The sequence below is a fragment of the Paenibacillus algorifonticola genome, assembly GCF_000971975.1.
In the GTDB taxonomy this organism is placed as follows: domain Bacteria; phylum Bacillota; class Bacilli; order Paenibacillales; family Paenibacillaceae; genus Pristimantibacillus; species Pristimantibacillus algorifonticola.
Genome location: NZ_KQ040778.1, coordinates 91482 through 111122, shown reverse-complemented (window position 1 = coordinate 111122; position 19641 = coordinate 91482). Strand labels below are relative to the sequence as shown.

Genomic DNA, 19641 nt, shown 5'->3' with positions numbered 1-19641 from the left:
TATCTCGATTGATTGTATTATGGCAAACGAATTATCCTATTACAAGTTGTCGTTTATCCTAGTATTAGCTATACTACAATAACAAATAACAGCGTAATGGGAAGGGTTTGAGAGTTTTGTCTGATCGTATTCGGCTGGAAGCGCTAGCGTCTTTTCTGAAGGCGAAGCGCGCTGGAATTAAGCCGCAGGCGGTAGGCTTGCCGGCCGGCATTCGGCGGCGGACGCCGGGACTGCGCAGGGAGGAAGTGGCGCAGCTCGCGAACGTCAGCGCAACCTGGTATACGTGGCTGGAGCAGGGGCGGGACATTCATGTATCCGCCCAAGTGCTGGAGTCGATTGCCGGCGCACTGCTGCTGACAGCGGATGAACGCGACTATATTTTTGGACTTGCGTTTGGCCATCATGCGGGGACGGGTGGGGGCGGCTTGAAGCTGGAAGAGGAGGAGCTTAAGCTTAGCCCTTCATTGCAGCGGATACTAGTGGAGCTGCGTTATTGTCCAACAATTATTTCCGATCGGCATTGCCATATCGTTGGCTGGAACGAGGCGGCTGCGCATGTATTTGTCGATTTCAAATCCATTCCCTATGCCGAGCGGAACCTTATTCGCCTCCTGTTTACCCGCAAGGAGCTGCGCAGTCTAGCGGTCAATTGGGAAACGTTCGTGGAAGGCTACCTCGCGATCTTCCGCACCTATTACGGCCAATATGTGGGCGATGAATGGTATGATCATTTTATCGAGGAAATGTCACGGCTCCATCCCGAATTTGAAGCGTTATGGCAGCGCAGCCAGGTCAGCCGCTCACCGGAGGTCACGATCGAATTTCGCCACTCCAAAACAAGCAAAATGCTGTTCGCGCTGACCTCTTTTCAAGTGCTCGGCAGCGTAGACCTGCGGTGCACCGTCTATACCCCGGTGGAGGGATCAGGAACGGAGGAGAAGCTGCGGCGATTATTGGGTACTTAAACCGAATGAACTCATCGTCATCAACAAATAACCAGCTTGCCAAAGCACTTTTCTTCTTTTGTCCAAGCTTTTGTCCAAGTTCGTTAGCCCACACGGGCCTTCATCCATTTTTCCATTTCACTGGGTGGCTCTATGCCCATTTCCAGTTGATAAGCTTTTTTGAACTGGGCATAGTGCTTGATCACCAGCTCTTCTTTTCCACCATTTTCATAAACCTGCAGCAGAAGCAGATTCATTTCCTCATCGAGAGCATAGACCGATAAGTAATTTTCCAGTCTGCGCTCGGCCTTCTCCCAATGCTGGGCCGCCATATCGCGCTCGATGAGTGCTCGCATCATCAAAACATATTTTTTACTGTAGCTTTCCTCGATCGGCGCTTTCCACACATAATCTTTGCGATCCAGCAAAGGCCCTTTGTAGAGGGAAACCAAGTGCTCCTCCTGCGCGGCAGCCTTTGTGCTTCCTGACTTGGATTCAAAATGATTTTCAAACTCCAGCACATCATAAACAAGCTCGCCTGGATCAAGCATATATCCATCATTTACTCTGCGAATATCTACGCCGATGCCCTGCTCCTTCAATATCTTCTTCAGCAAATAGACCGCGTTATGCAGATTATGCGAGCTGCGAACCTCATCCAGATCGGGCCAAAGCAAATTAGCCAAGTACCACTTGCTAATATCCATGCCCGGATGGCACAGAAAATAAGCACACAGCTCCTCCGTCTTGCGTGTCGGCCAATGGACGGACAAGCCTTTCGAATTGCGTACATCCAGCCCCCCGAAGCAGCGAATCGATGATCGTTTCACTCGCTGTTCGGACAGTACGGCTGGATTATACTGCTTATGCAGGCGGCTTGCGATCCGCTCAATCGCATCTCTCGTTACCGGCTTCATAATATAATCGAAGGCTTGTACATGAAAGGCCTCCAAGGCATATTCCTTATAAGCGGTTGTAAAAATAATTTTAGTCTGATCCGTGATTTCATTAATACGCTGCGCCAGCTCAAGCCCATTCATCTTCGGCATCTCCACATCAATAAATATGGCATCCGGCTGCAGCTTCGATAAAGAAGCGAGTGCCTCCAGCGGATTCGTAAAGGCGCCCAAGATCATATAATCCGGACTTTGGCCAATCAAAAATTTCATTAAATCGAGAATGGGCTTCTCATCCTCCACAATGATGACTTTATACAATTCCATCGCTCCCAATAACTAGCCGATTAAAATACCTTTTCATTCATTGTATATGGAGGTTCTCACAAAAATCTCAAAAATGAGCTCTACTCTACTAATGCGACAGCGGCCAAAAAATCGTCACCGACGTCCCAATGCCCTGCTCGGAATGAATGCTCATCGTAGCCCCAGGTATCGAATCGATTCGTTTGCGAACGTTACGGATGCCAATTCCCCCGCTCTCCCGCTCGTCATTGGACATTTGATCAAGCAGCTCGGCTGGAATGCCGACGCCATCATCCTCAATTTTTACTTTTAAATAGCCGTCCTCTTCATATACCTTCAACGAAACGAGGCCATGCCCCTCCTTCTCAAATAACCCGTGGCGAATCGCGTTTTCCACAAAGGGCTGGATTGATAAGGAGGAAATTTCGATGTCCCGAACCCGCTCCTCAATCTCGCAGACAAAATCAAACCGCTCGCCGAAGCGCGCCTTTTCAATTTCCACATAAGCATGAATGAGCTCCATTTCCCGGTGCAGGGGCACGAATAGCGTCTTGCGATCCATATCCAAAATATAGCGAAGATAATGGCTCAGCATCGTTAATAAATAAGCCGCTTTTTCACCATCGGTATAGCAAAAAGAAATGACGCCGCTGAGCGCATTGTATAAAAAATGTGGCTTAATTTGGGCTTGATGAAAGGCCAGCTCGCTATGCATCGCGTCCTTGATCGCATTTTTCATCGCAATGAGCGTCTGAACTCTGGCAATTAACGTGTCCGCATCAAAGGGCTTCGTAATAAAATCATTCGCTCCCGCCCGAAATCCCAGTGCAATATCCTGCGGCGTATCCTTAATCGTCGCGAACAAAATCGGAAGGTCGAGGATCGTGTACTCGCTGCGCAGCATGCGGCACAGCTCAATGCCTGAAATTCTTGGCATCATCACATCCAAGATGGCCAAATCCACATGGGGAACGTTTTTCAGCTTTTCCAGCGCTTCATCTGCCGAAAACGCCGTTATGACATTATATTGATGCCGTTTTAAAATACTGGATAAAATGTGGATATTCGAAGCCTCATCATCTACAATCAAAATCGTATAATCATGCTGCCCAGAATAGTCCTGCGGCTCAGCCTCATGGCCATCACGCAGCTGATTCATATAGGTGCTGGCTGTTTCAAGATAAGCCTGCGTATGGGCTGCAGCTGGCAAAGTAAAGGCGATGCGAGTGCCAACGCCGGGCTCTGACCACTGCACACCGATTTCCCCGCCCATTCGTTCCGTCAGCTTGCGGCTAATATATAGTCCTACACCTAAGCTCGTATAACCGTCCTCAGACAGCGGCCGGCCCAACTGCTCGAAATATTCGAAAATAGCTTCATGCTGCTCACTAGCAATTCCGCTCCCCGTATCCTCTACCGAAATATGCACGTTCTCTCCTATAACCTTGGCAGCTACGTTAATCGTCCCTTTTTCGGTATGCTTGATCGCATTTTGGACGAGATTGTACATAATTTGCCGCAGGCGATTTTCGTCGGCCATGACCCAGACATCGGGCTCGATGAGATTTTGCAGCTGCACCGCTTTGCCGATCAGCTCAAATTCCAGCACATCCAGCACCATTTGGGTCACCACCTTCAAATCCACGACAGTCGGGTGCAGCAGCAGCTCACCGTGCTTAAGGCGGGTGACATCGATTAAATCATGAATCAATATTGACAGCTTGAGCGAAATATCCTTGATCAGCCACAGGTTCTGCTTCTGCTTCGCAGATAAATGATATTCCTCATCCTCAAGCAAGTGTGAGGTAATATTCATAATCCCGTGCAGGGGCGTTTTCAATTCATGGGACGTATTGGTCAAAAATTCATCCTTCAGCTGATTGGCGAGCAAGAGCTGATTCGTAAGTAGCTCCGTCTTTTCATAGGCGTTAGTAAACCTCGTCGCGAGCAGCAGATTCATAAAGCAAATGAACCCGACCACGCCCATTTTCCCTATCAGATCGGTTTGAACCGCGTTTTCCGTATAGAGAATGCCGAAAATCAAGTATATGCCTAGCGACAGAATGGCGCCGCTGAACATGATTAATTCCTTGCGGCTGGACGCATCCCGCGCCTTATCCATGTACAAATAGAGCATTCTACCGAGCAAATACAGTACAACCAAAACGAGGTACATAAAAAAGTAGCCCTTCATTTCGCTGTGCACAGCATAAGGAAGCAGCGCGACCATCGCCATATAAAGCACAATCGGCGAGATCAGCAGCGTCATATTCCTTTTAGACAGCAGGCGGGTGTCGATGGAATAGAAAAACAAAATAATAATACCCGCGCTAAGAAACATGCTGAAATCAAGCAGCTTGTAGGCAAAGTTGAACGGAATGCCGGGCATTACTCTGAGCGCGATTTTCTCGCCCATGAACAGCTGCACGACGGATAGGGTCAGCAAATAGAGACCGCTGAACAAATAAGCCTTTTCCCGCCTGCGCACAAAATAAAAGCCCAGATGGTAGCCGCCAAACATGCCCATCGTCAAAATCACCGCCAGATCGGTGCCAACCTGCAGAGCATTTAATGTGTTCATATCCCCCGCCAAGCCAAACGGCATCGTATTGACGATGCCGCCTGATATATACACATAATTGGCAGCCTGAATAATGATTTCAATGTTATGTCCATTGGGCTGGAAAAAGGTACTGTACGGGGTGTTCCCCGGCCGATGCTGCGCTTCATCCGCTGCCGGGCGTCCGGCCTCGCCCTCCAGCTGACCGTTGATATATAAACGGTGGGACATGCGGATGCTATGTATTTTGATGCCATAGATTTGCTTCTCGTCCTGTACCTTTACATGAAGGCGATAGGTTCCAAAGCCTTTGCTGTCGATGCCTTGATCCTCTTTTTTCCCTGACCAAATGCTCGGCACTTCGATATAAGCAGCTTTCCCATGCGTCCCATTAAGGAAATCCGCCGGCTCCAGCAGCTCCCCCTCATAAAACTCCCATTCACCATTCAAATTGGCTAATTTCTGCGCAGCAAAATCCCAGCCCGACATATCCAGCACACCCTGCCTCGCAGTCGGCGTATGCGGATTCGGCTTCGTCAGCGAATAAATGCCTATAAACAGCGCAATCGACAATGCGAAAATTAAAATAATGCCAGCAAGCTTGCTATAGTTCACTCTGTTCAATGTGTCATCCTCGTTTACTGGATCTAATAGGGGTAGGTGCAGCTCTATTATAGCAGCTGCTCCTCACAGAAAACTCATAGGATCGGGGATGAGGATGGGCTTTGTAAATAAACTTCCTAATCATAAAGAACTGATACTAATAAGCTAAAATAATAAAATACTAAAATACTAATAACTGGCCTTCTGGCCATTTTCCTTTCCAGCCACACGGAATATGTCCTGATTGATACACTTTTAACAGTTCCGTATAAAATCCAGGCTCGATATAAGGGCTATAGGCATATTCCATCATAGCCGTCAGCAAGTCCCACTCCACACTTTCATATACCGATTCGTTTAGATTATTATTTTTTGCGAACAATGAGATATCATTTAAGGCTCCATTTTTTAATAGCTTTTTTGCTTCGATCGTTATGCTATTCCATTGTCTATATGCTTCAAGATATTCCTTATGTAGAGATACGGTTAGACCGTTTCTAATTTCTAATTTGAAGTTATCCCATCTAGAATTAAGGCTCTTCTCTGCCTCTTTCCAGTTATTCACAAAAGAAAAATCATAATGGAGGGTAAGATCCGTCTCTTCCCCACACTTGCTAAACCAAGCTATTTCAGCTATTTGTTCATTGTAGAACTCTGTTACTGTTTTCATAAATTCTCCTTTGATTTCGATTTTATTTTTCTAGGGTGTGTATGCAAACCGGACCCGGCCTGCTGCTCCTTGCTTAGCGCTTATTTGAGGCCAATCTCATCTGACGGCTCAAGGCTGAGGAACCGCAGCATGCGATTGTTGCTGAGACCGCACAGCTCGGGACGCACACTCCTTTTTTGAAGGACTGAGGTTCCGCTATTCTGGCTTTTGATGCGATTTCAGACCGCACGCGGACAGGAAATCCGTTATCGCCCTAATAATCCCGTCAAATTGGCAATGGACAGCGTATTAGCGGCTCCTGAGTCCGCAGCCTGCGCCTTAACCCGTGATCCTGTTGAAATAACGGCTGCTGTGTCCACCAAGTCTATCTTTGTGCAGGGAGTAACCCGTAACCCTCTGAAACGAAGAGCACGAAGCTGTCTTTCGTTACGTATGTCCACATTCATGAGGGGTGACATTCCCAGTAGTAGAAGGAATACGTTTGATGCTGGCTTCTATCAGGATGAGTCTGTAAAATATATTGTGTAAACTCTCAAACCCATTAAAATGGAAGTAAGAGAAAGGTTGGGGAGAGCACATGGGACTTTGGTCAAAGGAGCAACTTCGGGAATTTATTAAGGAGAACAACTTAGTCACTGCACAAGATGCACAGAATGCCTTAAAAGACCTATTTGCAGAGACGATCCAGGAGATGCTGGAAGCTGAAATGAATACCCATTTAGGCTATGGAAAGCATGAGGTGAAGGCGAAACTCACCCCAAACAGTCGCAACGGAAAGAGCCGCAAAACGGTAATGAGTGAGTACGGTGAACAGGAGATTGCCATCCCCTCGGGACCGCCTAGGCGAGTTTGAGCCTTTGGTTGTTAAGAAGCATCAATCGAACGTAACCGGCATCGAAGAGCAAATCATCGCTCTGTATGCCAAAGGGATCAGCACCAGGGGAATCCAGGATCATTTGGGGCAGATGTACGGCATTGAGGTTTCCCCTACGCTCATTTCTAATGTCACGAACAAGATTGTGCCTCTCATTAAAGAATGGCAGAATCGGCCTCTGCAAGGCGTTTATGCGGTCGTCTATCTGGATGCGATCCACTTAAAGGTCAAGCAAGACGGGGCTATTATCAACAAGGCTGCTTACATGGTGATTGATATCGATCTGGACGGAAACAAGGACGTCTTGGGCATGTGGATCGGTGAGAATGAATCCTCTAAGTTCTGGCTTAGCGTGCTGAATGAGCTTAAGAATCGTGGGATTCAAGACATTCTCATTATCTGTGTGGATAACTTGTCCGGGTTCTCCCAAGCGATTGCAGCTTGCTATCCCCAAACCGAAATCCAAAAGTGTGTCATTCACCAAATCCGCAGCTACACCCGGTACGTTTCGTACAAGGATATTAAGAAAGTAACGGCCGACTTAAAGCCCATTTACAAGGCAGCTACCGAGGAAGGTGCTTTACTTGAACTCGACCGTTTCGAGGAAGTCTGGGGGGGGGGCCAAATATCCCCTAATTATCCGTTCATGGCGGACGAATGGGGAGGAACTCGCTACCTTTTTTTAGTACCCGCCCGAGATCCGCAAACTCATCTACACCACCAATAGGATTGAGAGTTACCACCGTCAGCTTCGTAAAGTGACGAAAGGAAAGAGCATCTTTCCTACCGATGAAGCCCTACTTAAAATGCTCTATCTGGCCACCGTAGATGTCACTCGAAAATGGACAGGACGTGTCCAAAACTGGGGGCAAATGTTGCTCCAGCTTTCGGTCTTTTTCCCTGATCGAGTCGGTCAACACTTGCGTAAATCGCAAATCCCCCTCTGGGGAATCTATGCTTAAAAGAGTTTACACAAAATTATTGATAGACCCTGTTCCACGGCCTGATCCAATTCCTTCGCATTCGAATAATGATGATGATGAATCAGTTCATGTTTCAATGTGTTTAACGCTCCATAGGCGCATTGTGTTGCGTTTACCGCTTACTGTTATACAGAACGGTTGCCTACTTCAAGTATATTAGTATTTTTCAAGAAATCCATTTCATAATCAGTGTTGACTCGCCAACATTAGTGTGAAACCTTGCATATACGCACGGTGAAAGCTTAATTATATTTATCAACACATAATTCAGTTAATAAGGTTTCACTAATATTGTCGATTTGTTTATCTAAATCACCTACAATAAACCCACACAAAGCATTATTCCTACTTTCGATGTAAAAGCTAATGCCGTCTTTAAAACCTATGTGATGGGTCAGGTCACTAAACCATGCTCTTTGAAAATCATATGTTTTCGAAAATTTATCAATTATGCTAAGAACATCCGATTCATTGTGCCTCTGTATTGCTTCTTTAAGCATGTTAGGTGATCCAGTAAACATTATACACTTATCATAATTTAAACTTTCATATTTACTAAATGCACATTGAAATAACAATTTTTCAAAGTTATCTGCAAAATAGCTTACAAACTGGCTGTCCTCATTAGTCATAACAATCTGAGGATTATCAGTTTGGGTAAAATCAAATGATAGTTGACCATCAAATAATTCTTTTTGGAAAAAATGTACATATTTATCACTTAAAGTATCCGGTTCTTCCTCATGTATCGCTTCATAAGAATCAATTATCTCAGAAATTGAAGCATATCCTGGAAGTTGAGTTTTAAGTAAACCCTTATCATCCTGCCCCATATAATTTAAATAAATCTCATATTCTTTAGGATAATGATAGTTATATTTATTAATTTGTGTTAGATTTTTTAGCGTATCTATGCTCTCTTTTTTTGCTGGTTCTATTTCATTTACCCAGTTCTCATCAAATCTTGATATATATTTTGATAATCGTTCAAAAAGATTTGTATAATCTCCTGTGGATGGGATGTGATTACTTTTTATTGGCATTTGCATATTTCATGTACTCCTCTATATTTATATTATGACTACACGTTAAACATGGATTCATTTGGTTTGAATTTCCTGCATATGGATACGGATTTTCTTTTTTAGATGAGCGCCAAACAGTATCCATACCTGTTATTTTACTTGGGTTATCATGTGCAGCATTTACTACTTTTGATTCTGCACAAGTACCTTCAGTATTACCACCCTCTATTGTATCTAGGTTTTCTGTTGGCACCGGTTCAGACTTTACAGTGTATTTATCTCCATATTTTTTATTTATCGCATTTTGTAATTGTCTTGCTGTTTCAATATTTTTAGGACTTGCTTCACCTGAGATCCAAACTGAAACCGTTCCATCTTCGTGCGTTATTACATAAACGGCTGGATTTGGGGCTCTTTTACCATCTCCAAGTATGTTATTAAGCTCATCTACCACATTTTGTGCTTCTGCAGATAAGTCTTCTATTTTGTATCGAGCATTTATCAAAGTTTACAAAATTTAATCACTTACCTAAACCATATTTAAAACCCACTTACCTTACAAACTAGAACCTAGTTATTTAGAAGAAACATACATTAATTATATTGAATAAATTTAAATTACAGATTCTCTTTTTGATGGAGTATAATTAATATAATCTTGATTAAAAAATTCATCAGCTATTGTATATACATCTTCTTGTTTAACTATAGCCAGTTCCTTTGAAGTAACTCCTATAAGCACGTTCAAACGTGCGTACCCATCACTTACTGGAATGAATTCTGGAAAATCAATTGGAGGCACAATAATAAACCCACTAATATCAGTTTGAGGAATATTCCCTTCTTTATACTCCAAATACTGTCCCGGATATATATGTCCATTACCGTTATCAACATACTGAGCCCAACTAATTAGTTCTTTTTTTAATACTTCTTCGTCAGGTTTTGCAAAAATGATTAACTCATAGCCATAACCTGAAATTTTTAAATCTGTTGACTTAATTTGAGATGAAGGGAGATTAGGATTGCTGAACCCCGAGGTAATAAATGCATCCAACCCCTTATACGCACGTGGATATTTAAAAACAAATAAATCGCTTTGTTTATTTCCCCAAATGACGCTTGGCTCTATAAATCCAAATAAGCCGCCATATACCAATTCTACTCGATCTTCTAATGGATACTTATTTGGACTCAATGGCATAAAAATTCTTTGCAATATTTTTTCTACAGAAGGATGCAATACTTCTCCCTTATTTGATGAAGCAAAACTTAATTTAGTTACAGATTGACCATTTATTGAAAGGCTAATAAGTTCTTGTTCATCTAAGCGCACCCAAATTTCAGCCTCTACCTTTTCAGAGGATTCAAAGGTTTGAATGTCTACAATACCATGATTATATTTTGAAAGGCCTAAAGCAGCAGCAAGGTGATTTTCCTCTTCATTGATTCTCCCGGTTAATAAAACTAGTTCGCATCCATTTTCAAACTCAAATCCAATTTCTGATGCATTCTTATATAAAAACTGAAAGTAAGGTGATCCTTCTAATACTTTTTCTAATACATCTGCTCTTGTACTCATATGATATATAACCTCCATTCAAAAATTAAGACATAAACAAGATATATCCGTTTTTAATGATATGTTCCATTTTTCAAATACCAATTAGAGCGCCAATTTGTTGAAAGAGTTGAAATCGGATTGTAAATTACATCAATATTTTTCCCAGGCACTCTAACTCTTACATATCCCGGAGGATTATCTAACATATCTGTTATAACTTTTTCTCCTTGACAGGAATCCACTCTATATTTTTCGAAACTCTTAATTCTTGGATCATTTATATGAGGGGTTTGAGGTATGATATTTATCGGGCTATCGTCCACAGCGTTATCAAGTGCACCTTCATTTACTGCTTTAATGTGACCTCTTTCATTACCACTTCCTACGTTTGCTCTACTATATCCTGAGCCTCTTAATCCTTTCTGCCCAACAGTCCAGATCATGCTCACTGTATTTCCAAATTCATCAGGCAAAACAGTTGAAGTAGGAATGCCTTTAGAATCTAGAGCCTCAATCATCTTACGAATGACACTCTCAAACCCATTCTGCACCGCTCCAAATACCATTCGCCCGCCCAGACTCTCCATCGAACCAAACGGGCCAAACACCGCCCCAGATATCGCCCCGATGAACGTCTCTCGAAAGGCAGTTGAAATAATACGTGCCCATATCACTAACCTCGCCGCGGGCGATATCGGACACCGCTTGGCTTACTACTGCGGCGGTTCCCGCAATGGCAGCTCCAGCTAGCACTGCACCTACCACAACCGCTCCTGCTCCCAGCGTGGCTACCGTAAACGCCGCTGCTACCGCCGCGACAACAGCGAATCCCGCCAGCACATTCCTCGCTAGTTTTCCCCAGCTGAATGGTGGTTTTTCCGGCGGTGGCGGCGCTGGCTCACCTTCTACTGGCGCATCGTCATACGGTGCGTAGCTCGTTCGATCCTTCCCTTCCGTTCGGATCTGCGCCCCCATCAGGTTGTACTCACCTTCCAGCGTAATTCCGCTTGGTGCACTCGTCTTCTTCGCCACCAGCAGCGCTTGCGCGCCAATCACTACTCGCTTTGGCGTGAACAGCGAAATCTCTTCCTTCGCTGTCAGCGTCAGCTTGCGCGGACTGCTCAAGATAATGCCCACTGCATCGTCGAGCTTCAAAAACAGCGGCTCCTTGCTTCCGCCTGTAAACTCGACTCCCGTCGGGGACAGCTTCATTTCACTGCCATGCTCCGTGCCAAAATAACGGTTATTCGGATCGGCCGTCTTCTCCGCACTCGCCCCGTTTGTTCGCACACCGCCTGTGACAATGGCTTCTTGACCACCTGCATCTGCCAGGTACAGATTCGCCTTCGTCCCCACCTGCGGCATACTGTACATCGCGCTTCCCGTCTCTGGGGCATAACGGTACCAGTGCGCTGTTCCCTTGTCCTGCTTATCATCGATCACCAGATGCACTTGCACCTGTTCCCCTTTCACCGCCAGAATTTCTCCTTGCAGTGTTAGGCCGGACAGCCTCCTATTCACTATCCGTTGCTCTCGTATCCCGGCTTCCCGCGACAGCCGATAATGGTAGATCAACTGTCCTTTTTCCAATCGCGCCGTCATCGACGATACGATTAGCTCAATATATCCTCGAATCTTAAAGCGATCACCCAAACGATAGAACTTCTTGGATTGTATTTCATAGCCGAAAAAATCCGTATCATGCAGGCCCGCTGCTTCTCCGCCTGCTTTTTGAAATGCCGCCAAATCCTTGCTCACCGTGTATGAGGCTCCATCAGGCAGCTGATGCTCTTTCCCCTCTGGCATCCCAATAAACAGCTTCGGCGTTTCTTCCAATATATCACAGACGACAACCGACTGGAACTGGCTAGCTAGACGTTTCGTCAGCTCCCAATCCGTTTCCTCATATTGAAGGACAGGCTCAGTTGGCTTTTCCTTCTCTCCCTGTTGAAGCAGCACATCCCCACCTGAATACGCACGCAGCACGGTAGTCATAATGGCCCCATATGTCTGGCTCGTATCCTGAAAAGATCGCTTTCGCTTCTTCAGATCGCTATAGATGCTTCCCGATACCGCCTCGATCTCGACCGTGTACACCCCATTGCGATGCACCGTCTGCACGGATGTGACGACTCCCTTAAACAGTGGCTTCCGCGCGCCTTCTTCTTCGTCGTACAAGGTGATTTTATCCTGCCATACCGCTTCCAGCGTGGCATTCGTTCGCAGCTCTTCCTCGACCATTCCGCTAATCCGCAGCGTCCCATGCTCGCCCGGCTTCCAGCTCATCGCCACATCCGTGATATGCTTCAGCTTGCAGGGGCCTTCTACCCGCAATCGATCATAACCGATCATCTGCATCCCTCCTCCCCGTTGTCCTTGCCTCGCTTAATCCGAGTCGTGCTGACCGTCCGAGAGAAAAAAGACTTCCCCTTCAATCGAGCACTTTAAAAACGAATCCGTCGTCAGAGCAGGCTTATTGTCCACCTTCGCATTTTCCTTTGGAAGCAGCCATTTCCCCATAAAATCGGGCATGCACGGCGGGCCCCCGATGTTGTTGCCCTCCTCGTCAATCAAATAGACAATTTGTCCGGCGGCCATTTTCGGACTGATGCATATGCCGAAATACGGCACATTTTCTGATCCATTATCGTCCTCGTTCATCATGGGCTTGCCATTGACATACGACCCATGACTCTCTGGCAAGTTGATCCGGCGCTTGTGCGTTCCACATGTACAGGCCATCGTCGCCCCTCGCACCACATAGGCAGGTTGGTCTCCCATTCTCTTCTCCTCCTTCGCTCGTTCCGCTTAAGCCAACTCCACCCGTTCCAAACGAATGCCCACAGGCTCCCGCCGCAGCAAACTCTCCGCGACATCCAGCCGAACGACAATTAGCGGCATTTCGCTTTCGCTCACACGCACGATTTTCTTCCCTTGCAGACGCTCCCGATCCAGCACCAGCCGCTTAATCGTTCGCTGATCCTGATGCAGCTCGGCATACGGACTTAAACACGGCAACTCCTCAAAAAAGGGCAAGTAATACGTTTTCTGGCGACGCGTCAACATATGCATTAAAATGACCATCTTGTATACCGCTCTCGGCTCGTACAGCTCCACTAACCGCTTCAATCCATCCGATAGCAAAAAGAGCTGCCGATCCAGCACATCCGTAAACACGCTGTCTTTCTCTCCCTTGACTTGGAACAGCAGCTTGTCTGGTATCCGGTACGATGTCGCCGCATACAAATCCCGCATGTCCAGCTTTTCCCGCAGCCCTTCCAGCATCGGTGTACTCGTATAGCGGCTATCTTGCTTCAGTACAAAATAGTCCATCAGGACGCACCGTCCTTTCCATCCTGCTGCTCTTGACGCTGTTCTTGAAGCTCTTCTTCCGCGTTTTCGCTTTCGCCAGGCTCATCCAGTGCGCGTACGCCATGACCATCCTCCGCCAATATTTCCGTCTGATCGCGGTACTCCCCCATTGCAATCGCCCAGCCTTCCGCCTTCGCAAGCGTGGTGAAGGCCTCAAGCTCGATCAGCTTTTCCATCTGTCCCCGCACGTATTCCACCGTTAACGTGTGGCATTTCTCTGCTTCCAGCTGGCGAATGTCGTCGATATCCATAATCGTGACCTTCCGTGCATATGCAACTCGCTCTGGCTCTAGCTGCTTAACTCGTTCAAACATCGGCTCGAACAGAAACGCAGGCTCCCAGTTCACCGCACAACCTGACTCATCCATCAGCCAGCGTTCATCATACGCATCCATCCGGTACGTGCAATGGCCTTCCATGATGCTAGTCCGTAAATAAGAGATATAGATATATTTCAGCTTCCCTTGTTTTTCCGCTGCTTGAAGTTCAGCCGCTTTCTCACAAAGCGCCTCAAAGGCTCTCGCCAGCTCCACATCGATCTCCACCTGATGTTCCTCGTAAATGTCATTCACGAGCAGCACATCATCCTGCCACCGATCAAACACATGCCGTTCCAAAAAATCTGCCAGCGCCACTTCCCGCGTCATCACCTGACTCATACGATGTTGACCTTTCCGCCGCTCAGCGTCACTTCATCCTGCACCGTCAGCATCGCGTCACCCTGCTTCAAATCGATGCCCGTCTCTCCTTGGATCAAAATGTTCGCTTCGCTCGTAATTTCAATATCTTCCACAGCCGACAGCATAATTTTCTTATCGCTGTTGATCTCGATTCCGCCGTCATCGGTCAAGCGCATCAGCATCTGACCGCCCCCGATAATCTCCACCGCACCCGGTTGGAACACAATCTGCTTGCCATATTTCGTGCTGATGCTTTTCACCGACGGATCGCTGCGTTTCGTCGTATCCGAAGATGCGACATCGACTGAGCTCGCCGCAAACGCATTTTTCTCCTCCGCATCCGGAAAATACAGCCTTGCCTCATCGCCTATCTCCGGCATGCAGTACCAGCCGCTGCCGTCTGGCGACGAATACACCGTCGAATAAGGGAACCACGTATCTGCTCCACCGCCGTCAATTTTCAGCTTCAGCTTTACCTTGTCTTTCTCCACGCCAGCAATGGTGCCGAATAGCGAAATACCCGTAATCTCCTCCAGATAACGGGTGCCGCAGCGAAATCCTTCCCGCTCTCGAAGATCGTAATGGTAGACGAGCAGTCCTTGCTCCGTGCGTGCTTCCACCCGGTATACGAACAAGGAGCGACGCTGAAATTGAACGGCGCTGCCCAGTTCAATGGCAGTATGGCTCGTCACTTCATAAATCATCCGGCCCTGCTCGGTAAAGCTCGCTTTGCTATTTTCAGCCAATTGCTTATAGACACCCATTTCCTTGCGGATCGAATAGTTTGTCTCCGTCAGCACGACCTCGCCGCCCGCCTCCGGCACGCCCGCATAAAAACGGATGCCCGGCATCGCGCTGATTGCCAGCAGCGGCATATTAAAATGCGACGCCAGCCGCTTCGCAAATGCCCAGTCGGTTTCTAAATATTGCATCACGAGACCGCCTATTGCCTTGCCTTGCGACGCTTCATCCACAACATTCGCATTCGGGTAATCCGACGCCAGCTGGTTCAAAATCTGCTCATACGTCTGCTGCCCATTTTGATAGGAGCGCTTTTCCTTTTTGAGATCCATCAGAAACGTGCGACTATGGGCTTCAATCGTCAGCGTTCGCACGTTTTGCACCACTTGGATACGGGCGTTCGTAATGATGCCATGAAAAAGCGTCCGCTTGCCGCTTTCCTCCGTCTGCGTATATACCTCAATCGGCTCATTGTCCGAGATCCGCTCGATATAGACATCCAGCTTGCTCTCCGGCACAATGCCGCTCAGCGTCAGCTGGATATGCTCATTCACTTCTTTTACAATCGTCAGGGCAGTGATTTGCTCATAGGGGCTTTCGGTCATATAGATATCTGCGAGGGTGTAGATCGGGTGGGCTGTTTGGCTGCTTGCACTCTCGCTTCGTTTAGCGATGGCTAAGTTATAAATAAAAAAGAATCAAAAAATACCACCAGTTCTTACGAACAAAAATTAGGGTAAACTTGGATTTTTTATTTCCTCTATAGGCTTAGGTTGGCAGAGCGCTTCTAAGGCTTCATAAATATTTTCACCAAATTTGAATAATTGATATCCTCCGTATTCACCATAAACTTTCCCGCTTTCTGACATAAACATATTCATGTTGCGACGATAGGCTTCGCCAATTACAACTAACGGTTCGTTAAACCAATACTCAAATTCTGAATAATCTTCTCTTTCCATTATGTCTCCCAATACAAGCTTGGGTTTAAAATGAAAAGATTCAACTTTCCCATCCAATTTTAAGTAAGAATATTCTAATTCACCAAACTCTCGAAGTAATTGTTCAACACATGGAAATACGTCGAAACCTCTTGTTTTCAACATTTTATTTGTTTCGCTAATATCAATTTCCCTACCTATAAACCATCCAGACTGAGTAAGCACCTTTAATGTTTGTTCTAAAAACACCATTATGTCACCTTTTCTTAAAATTACTTAAAAAAATCTATTAAAAATTCTCAAATATCTTTGAACAATTATTACACAGATCTATTAATGTACCATCCGATCCATGAACTGTACGTATAATTATGTTTTCGATTTTAACACCAGCATGCAATTCCTGATTAACAGCTTGTATTTCAGCACAGTTATCGACATCCCAAGTTTCATAACTGCTATTATCAAGGTAAATATTATCTGGATCATTTTTCGCTCTGTTTTTATTAATTAAATTTTGCAAATCGTCATGCATCTCTTTTATACTTGGATTGTGTTGCCCTTCTCTTCTTCCATTATATCCAATTTTTATTATGCTGAGATGGATCGAAAGGCTTAGGATCAGGATTATCATGATGTTTAACATAGAGAAAGCGAACATAACAAAAAACAGATCCATTATGGTGGTATCTGGCCATAATCGACCTTTTCAATGTAACGAAGTAGCGTTATTTGGGTTATAAAATTAAAGCATTTGATGTGCGTACAACCGAAATGAAGAAATCTTTATACGGGTATTACATGGGTTATATGTGTTATTGTTTGAGTGATGGATTTATTCGGCACTGGTAGTGGCTTTTTAAACAGCCGCCACTCATACTCTTTCATTGAGTGGTTATTAGCGTTACTTGTGATACAGTAACGGATGAAAAAAGAAACCGCAACGCGAGCGGCTAACTAGCATTGCGGTATTATTAGTTGTATTGAACGATCTTGTTGTTGGGTTTGTAAAATTATATTATTTATGAGCGGCGTTTAGCAAGCTGTTTACACTAAAGTCGACAGACCTCTGACTTATTCCAAGTTTTCTTTTCATTAATCCTTCTTTTTGAATACATCTTTATCTTTTGTATACATTGCTAATAAGAAATCAGTAAATGTATCTGCAATTTTGTAAAAGTCATCCTGATCCGTACTCTCAGAATAGAAATAAATTGGAGGATTATCTCCTTCATCTAATTTAAAGAAACAAAACATACATCCTTGACTCATCCAAAAAACAAAATCATTTTCAGTTAGTTTCTTGGAAAACTCGTTTTCCTCCAGTAATTCCTGCCCACCTTCTTTTAGAATTAAAAGTTCATCCATAAAGCAAGAGTGGCCTCGTAAAAAAGTATGTTCTGTACCTCTACCCATTATTTTTAGAAATTCAATATATGCTTCTGGTAATTCGTTATCACCGATCGCCTCTTTCACCTGAGCCAAATCCTCATTTGTGCAAGGATTCATTGGTATTCTATCATTATTCAATAAACCAATAATTCCACTTAAATAACTCATTCTATTTTCCTCCCTTTGGTAACACCTCTACGCGAATTACTGTAATATTAGGGAAATCACTTTGAAATTGATCAACTAAATCTATACAGTTATCACAGTATGGTCTCTCGGATATAATTTCAATTTGGCCTTTGATATTAGGATTATCTTTATACTTATTCCTTAAATATTCTACTATTTTTTGCTCCGTATGGTTAGTATACTCTGGTATTGGGCCTTGGTATTTATATTCATCAGGTTGTGGAGGCTTAAAGTTCCCCTTGTTAAAATGATCTTTATCAGTAAATTTCCCACTAACACTTTCTAGATCTATTATGTCGTCCCCAATTTTCCCCTTTGCTGCTGCAACATTTCTTGTTTTACCCGCCGTATATTTAGATCTTAATTGATCAATTAATTCTCTATCCGCTTAAGTTGCTGTTCTAAATTCTCTATTTATAACAACTTTACCCGTCCCCTAAGTTGTAATCTTAAACTTGGGAATAAAAAAGGTGGCAACTGACTTTCCAATTACAACCATTATATCAACTTGCTTGGCGTTCTGTCAGCATTGCCACCCTGTACTCTGTCTTGTGCTTCATCATGCTGTAGATGATGTTTACAAGCCTTCTCATGACGCATATCAGGGCTTGCTTCTTGGTCTTGCCTTCTGCTAGCTTCCGTTGGTAAAACTCGTACATGAGCGGATTACGCTGTCTCTTGTTCTTCCCTTTAGCTACTTGAATTTGCTGAACGGCTAGGTTATGGAAGATCGCATTCAGTACACGATTGCCTTGTCCACTGGCATGGTCTTTTCCCTTGCCACCCGAACTAAAGCGGACAGGAGCGATTCCGGCAAAACGGGCTAACTTGTCGGCATTGGAGAAGCGACGAATATCTCCGATTTCAGTAATCAGTTCCGCCGCTGTAACGGTGCTAATTCCATCCATCGACTCTAGCCTGTATATTGTTCTTGCTCTGACTCACCAGAATCAGCTTTTTCTCTGCCAGTATTGCAATATGTCGCTCTACGGACTTGGAACTGCATCCTAGATTTCGGGCAAACATTTCAATGGTCGGATAGCACTGGCTCTGGTCGCTCATATACGCGACAATATCGACGAGAATCAGCTTCTCATACGGACTTAAACCGTAACACCGATGGATTTTATGCGGCAGGATGGTATACCCCTTGTGATGCCCTGTAAAGTTGCTCTCCTTGGCAACTTCGTCCATGTACGCATTAGCGGCTTTATTATTCTTAACGAACCAGAAGTCGCTGTACTTCGTTTTCATCTGCAATCCCTTCCTTCTTGTGCTGTTATGCCGCTATCGGGCGGCTATGGAGTAGGAAAGGCGGCTAGCCCGAAACGTCTCCTTACCTGTCTATGTCAACTGCTCGTCACCAGATTTGTTTATTCACGATAACCATCGCGGCAAGTAGCTCATTCGTTGTGGACAATATGCAGATAAGTCCTGACAATATTAATGGTCGGGCTATCCATCCTAGAAGGTGCGATGGTTTAGACAGTTTATCTATCGGGGCGGCGTATTCTACAGTTGCGAGTAAATTTGAAAAAAACGCAAGAAAACGAAGATAACAAAAAACAGGTCAATCATGGTGACATCTGACCATAATCAACCTGTTTGATGTATCGGATTAGCGTTATTTAGGTTATAAAATTAAAGCATCTTATGTGCGTACACCCGTGTTGACGAAATCTTTGTACGGGTATTACATGGGTTAGATGTGTTATTGGTTGAATGACGGGTTCATTCGGCACTGGGTGGGGTGTTTTTGAAAAGCCGCCACTTGTATAAATGTATTATTTAGTATATAGCGGCGAATAAAAAAACCACAACACGGCAGCTAGTTCGCATTGTAGCGGTGGATAGATTATTCGTGAAAAGCAATTAAAAAATATTAATTGAAAATAATTACT

General features: G+C 44.9%; 18 protein-coding genes and 2 pseudogenes. 2 read left to right on the top strand and 18 right to left on the bottom strand.

The features are described from left to right. Positions 1–116: 116 nt before the first annotated feature. On the top strand, positions 117–965 hold the full coding sequence (locus WH37_RS00535; protein WP_046228612.1) for a helix-turn-helix transcriptional regulator: 849 nt from the start codon (positions 117–119) through the stop codon (positions 963–965). A gap of 83 nt (positions 966–1048) precedes the next feature. Here the strand turns inward: WH37_RS00535 and WH37_RS00530 are convergent, their stop codons facing one another. The 3 genes from WH37_RS00530 to WH37_RS00520 all read right to left on the bottom strand — a co-directional run bounded on the left by WH37_RS00530 (position 1049) and on the right by WH37_RS00520 (position 5979). Further along, on the bottom strand, positions 1049–2167 hold the full coding sequence (locus WH37_RS00530; protein WP_414811795.1) for a response regulator: 1119 nt from the start codon (positions 2165–2167) through the stop codon (positions 1049–1051). An 88-nt stretch (positions 2168–2255) separates the two neighbouring features. Next, positions 2256–5321, bottom strand: a complete 3066-nt coding sequence (locus WH37_RS00525; protein WP_331458006.1) for an ATP-binding protein — start codon at positions 5319–5321, stop codon at positions 2256–2258. Positions 5322–5490: 169 nt separating this feature from the next. Continuing rightward, positions 5491–5979, bottom strand: a complete 489-nt coding sequence (locus WH37_RS00520) for a hypothetical protein (protein ID WP_046228609.1) — start codon at positions 5977–5979, stop codon at positions 5491–5493. A 577-nt stretch (positions 5980–6556) separates the two neighbouring features. Between WH37_RS00520 and WH37_RS00515 the strand changes: the two are divergent. Then, a pseudogene (locus tag WH37_RS00515) lies at positions 6557–7815 on the top strand (IS256 family transposase). A gap of 263 nt (positions 7816–8078) precedes the next feature. Here WH37_RS00515 and WH37_RS00510 read toward each other — a convergent pair. The 15 genes and pseudogenes from WH37_RS00510 to WH37_RS36915 all read right to left on the bottom strand — a co-directional run bounded on the left by WH37_RS00510 (position 8079) and on the right by WH37_RS36915 (position 18934). Further along, on the bottom strand, positions 8079–8885 hold the full coding sequence (locus WH37_RS00510) for an SMI1/KNR4 family protein (RefSeq protein WP_046228608.1): 807 nt from the start codon (positions 8883–8885) through the stop codon (positions 8079–8081). Then, entirely contained in the window at positions 8863–9315 is a 453-nt protein-coding gene (locus tag WH37_RS00505; RefSeq protein ID WP_046228607.1) for a hypothetical protein, read from the bottom strand. The genes WH37_RS00510 and WH37_RS00505 overlap by 23 nt, the downstream gene beginning before the upstream one ends. Before the next feature lie 159 nt (positions 9316–9474). Continuing rightward, positions 9475–10443 carry a suppressor of fused domain protein gene (locus tag WH37_RS00500; RefSeq protein WP_046228606.1) on the bottom strand — a complete coding sequence of 323 codons (969 nt, stop codon included), beginning with the start codon at positions 10441–10443 and terminating at the stop codon, positions 9475–9477. A 53-nt stretch (positions 10444–10496) separates the two neighbouring features. Beyond that, the gene (locus tag WH37_RS33205; protein WP_052736727.1) at positions 10497–10991 is read right to left on the bottom strand and encodes an RNA-binding protein; all 495 of its coding nucleotides are present in this window, start codon (positions 10989–10991) and stop codon (positions 10497–10499) included. Continuing rightward, positions 10960–12777, bottom strand: coding sequence for a contractile injection system protein, VgrG/Pvc8 family (locus tag WH37_RS00495; RefSeq protein ID WP_052736726.1), 1818 nt, complete (start codon positions 12775–12777; stop codon positions 10960–10962). The genes WH37_RS33205 and WH37_RS00495 overlap by 32 nt, the downstream gene beginning before the upstream one ends. A gap of 33 nt (positions 12778–12810) precedes the next feature. After that, positions 12811–13206 carry a DUF4280 domain-containing protein gene (locus WH37_RS00490; RefSeq protein ID WP_046228605.1) on the bottom strand — a complete coding sequence of 132 codons (396 nt, stop codon included), beginning with the start codon at positions 13204–13206 and terminating at the stop codon, positions 12811–12813. 27 nt (positions 13207–13233) lie between these two features. After that, positions 13234–13758, bottom strand: coding sequence for a hypothetical protein (locus tag WH37_RS00485; protein WP_046228604.1), 525 nt, complete (start codon positions 13756–13758; stop codon positions 13234–13236). After that, positions 13758–14456: a hypothetical protein gene (locus tag WH37_RS00480; RefSeq protein ID WP_052736724.1), complete on the bottom strand. Its 699-nt coding sequence runs from the start codon at positions 14454–14456 to the stop codon at positions 13758–13760. Before WH37_RS00480 ends, WH37_RS00485 begins: the two co-directional genes overlap by 1 nt. After that, positions 14453–15823 carry a contractile injection system protein, VgrG/Pvc8 family gene (locus tag WH37_RS00475; RefSeq protein WP_046228603.1) on the bottom strand — a complete coding sequence of 457 codons (1371 nt, stop codon included), beginning with the start codon at positions 15821–15823 and terminating at the stop codon, positions 14453–14455. Before WH37_RS00475 ends, WH37_RS00480 begins: the two co-directional genes overlap by 4 nt. A 126-nt stretch (positions 15824–15949) precedes the next feature. Beyond that, positions 15950–16411 carry an SUKH-3 domain-containing protein gene (locus WH37_RS33200; RefSeq protein ID WP_052736723.1) on the bottom strand — a complete coding sequence of 154 codons (462 nt, stop codon included), beginning with the start codon at positions 16409–16411 and terminating at the stop codon, positions 15950–15952. 37 nt (positions 16412–16448) lie between these two features. Further along, on the bottom strand, positions 16449–16838 hold the full coding sequence (locus WH37_RS00465) for a hypothetical protein (protein ID WP_046228602.1): 390 nt from the start codon (positions 16836–16838) through the stop codon (positions 16449–16451). Positions 16839–17254: 416 nt separating this feature from the next. After that, on the bottom strand, positions 17255–17719 hold the full coding sequence (locus WH37_RS00460) for an SMI1/KNR4 family protein (RefSeq protein WP_046228601.1): 465 nt from the start codon (positions 17717–17719) through the stop codon (positions 17255–17257). Position 17720: 1 nt separating this feature from the next. After that, entirely contained in the window at positions 17721–17930 is a 210-nt protein-coding gene (locus WH37_RS36920) for a deaminase domain-containing protein (protein ID WP_074904714.1), read from the bottom strand. 313 nt (positions 17931–18243) lie between these two features. Continuing rightward, positions 18244–18669: pseudogene (locus tag WH37_RS00455) on the bottom strand (transposase); the annotation flags it as partial. After that, on the bottom strand, positions 18635–18934 hold the full coding sequence (locus WH37_RS36915) for a helix-turn-helix domain-containing protein (protein ID WP_269431254.1): 300 nt from the start codon (positions 18932–18934) through the stop codon (positions 18635–18637). The gene WH37_RS36915 and the pseudogene WH37_RS00455, both read right to left, overlap by 35 nt. Between the last annotated feature and the right edge of the window lie 707 nt (positions 18935–19641).

Excerpts from the sequence above, each read along its gene's own strand:
- WH37_RS00530 (WP_414811795.1), bottom strand. The coding sequence starts at position 2,167 with ATGGAATTGTATAAAGTCATCATTGTGGAGGATGAGAAGCCCATTCTC.
- WH37_RS00520 (WP_046228609.1), bottom strand. The coding sequence starts at position 5,979 with ATGAAAACAGTAACAGAGTTCTACAATGAACAAATAGCTGAAATAGCT.
- WH37_RS00510 (WP_046228608.1), bottom strand. The coding sequence starts at position 8,885 with ATGCAAATGCCAATAAAAAGTAATCACATCCCATCCACAGGAGATTAT.
- WH37_RS00500 (WP_046228606.1), bottom strand. The coding sequence starts at position 10,443 with ATGAGTACAAGAGCAGATGTATTAGAAAAAGTATTAGAAGGATCACCT.
- WH37_RS33205 (WP_052736727.1), bottom strand. The coding sequence starts at position 10,991 with ATGGTATTTGGAGCGGTGCAGAATGGGTTTGAGAGTGTCATTCGTAAG.
- WH37_RS00495 (WP_052736726.1), bottom strand. The coding sequence starts at position 12,777 with ATGATCGGTTATGATCGATTGCGGGTAGAAGGCCCCTGCAAGCTGAAG.
- WH37_RS00490 (WP_046228605.1), bottom strand. The coding sequence starts at position 13,206 with ATGGGAGACCAACCTGCCTATGTGGTGCGAGGGGCGACGATGGCCTGT.
- WH37_RS00485 (WP_046228604.1), bottom strand. The coding sequence starts at position 13,758 with ATGGACTATTTTGTACTGAAGCAAGATAGCCGCTATACGAGTACACCG.
- WH37_RS00480 (WP_052736724.1), bottom strand. The coding sequence starts at position 14,456 with ATGAGTCAGGTGATGACGCGGGAAGTGGCGCTGGCAGATTTTTTGGAA.
- WH37_RS00475 (WP_046228603.1), bottom strand. The coding sequence starts at position 15,823 with ATGACCGAAAGCCCCTATGAGCAAATCACTGCCCTGACGATTGTAAAA.
- WH37_RS33200 (WP_052736723.1), bottom strand. The coding sequence starts at position 16,411 with ATGGTGTTTTTAGAACAAACATTAAAGGTGCTTACTCAGTCTGGATGG.
- WH37_RS00465 (WP_046228602.1), bottom strand. The coding sequence starts at position 16,838 with ATGGATCTGTTTTTTGTTATGTTCGCTTTCTCTATGTTAAACATCATG.
- WH37_RS00460 (WP_046228601.1), bottom strand. The coding sequence starts at position 17,719 with ATGAGTTATTTAAGTGGAATTATTGGTTTATTGAATAATGATAGAATA.
- WH37_RS36915 (WP_269431254.1), bottom strand. The coding sequence starts at position 18,934 with ATGGACGAAGTTGCCAAGGAGAGCAACTTTACAGGGCATCACAAGGGG.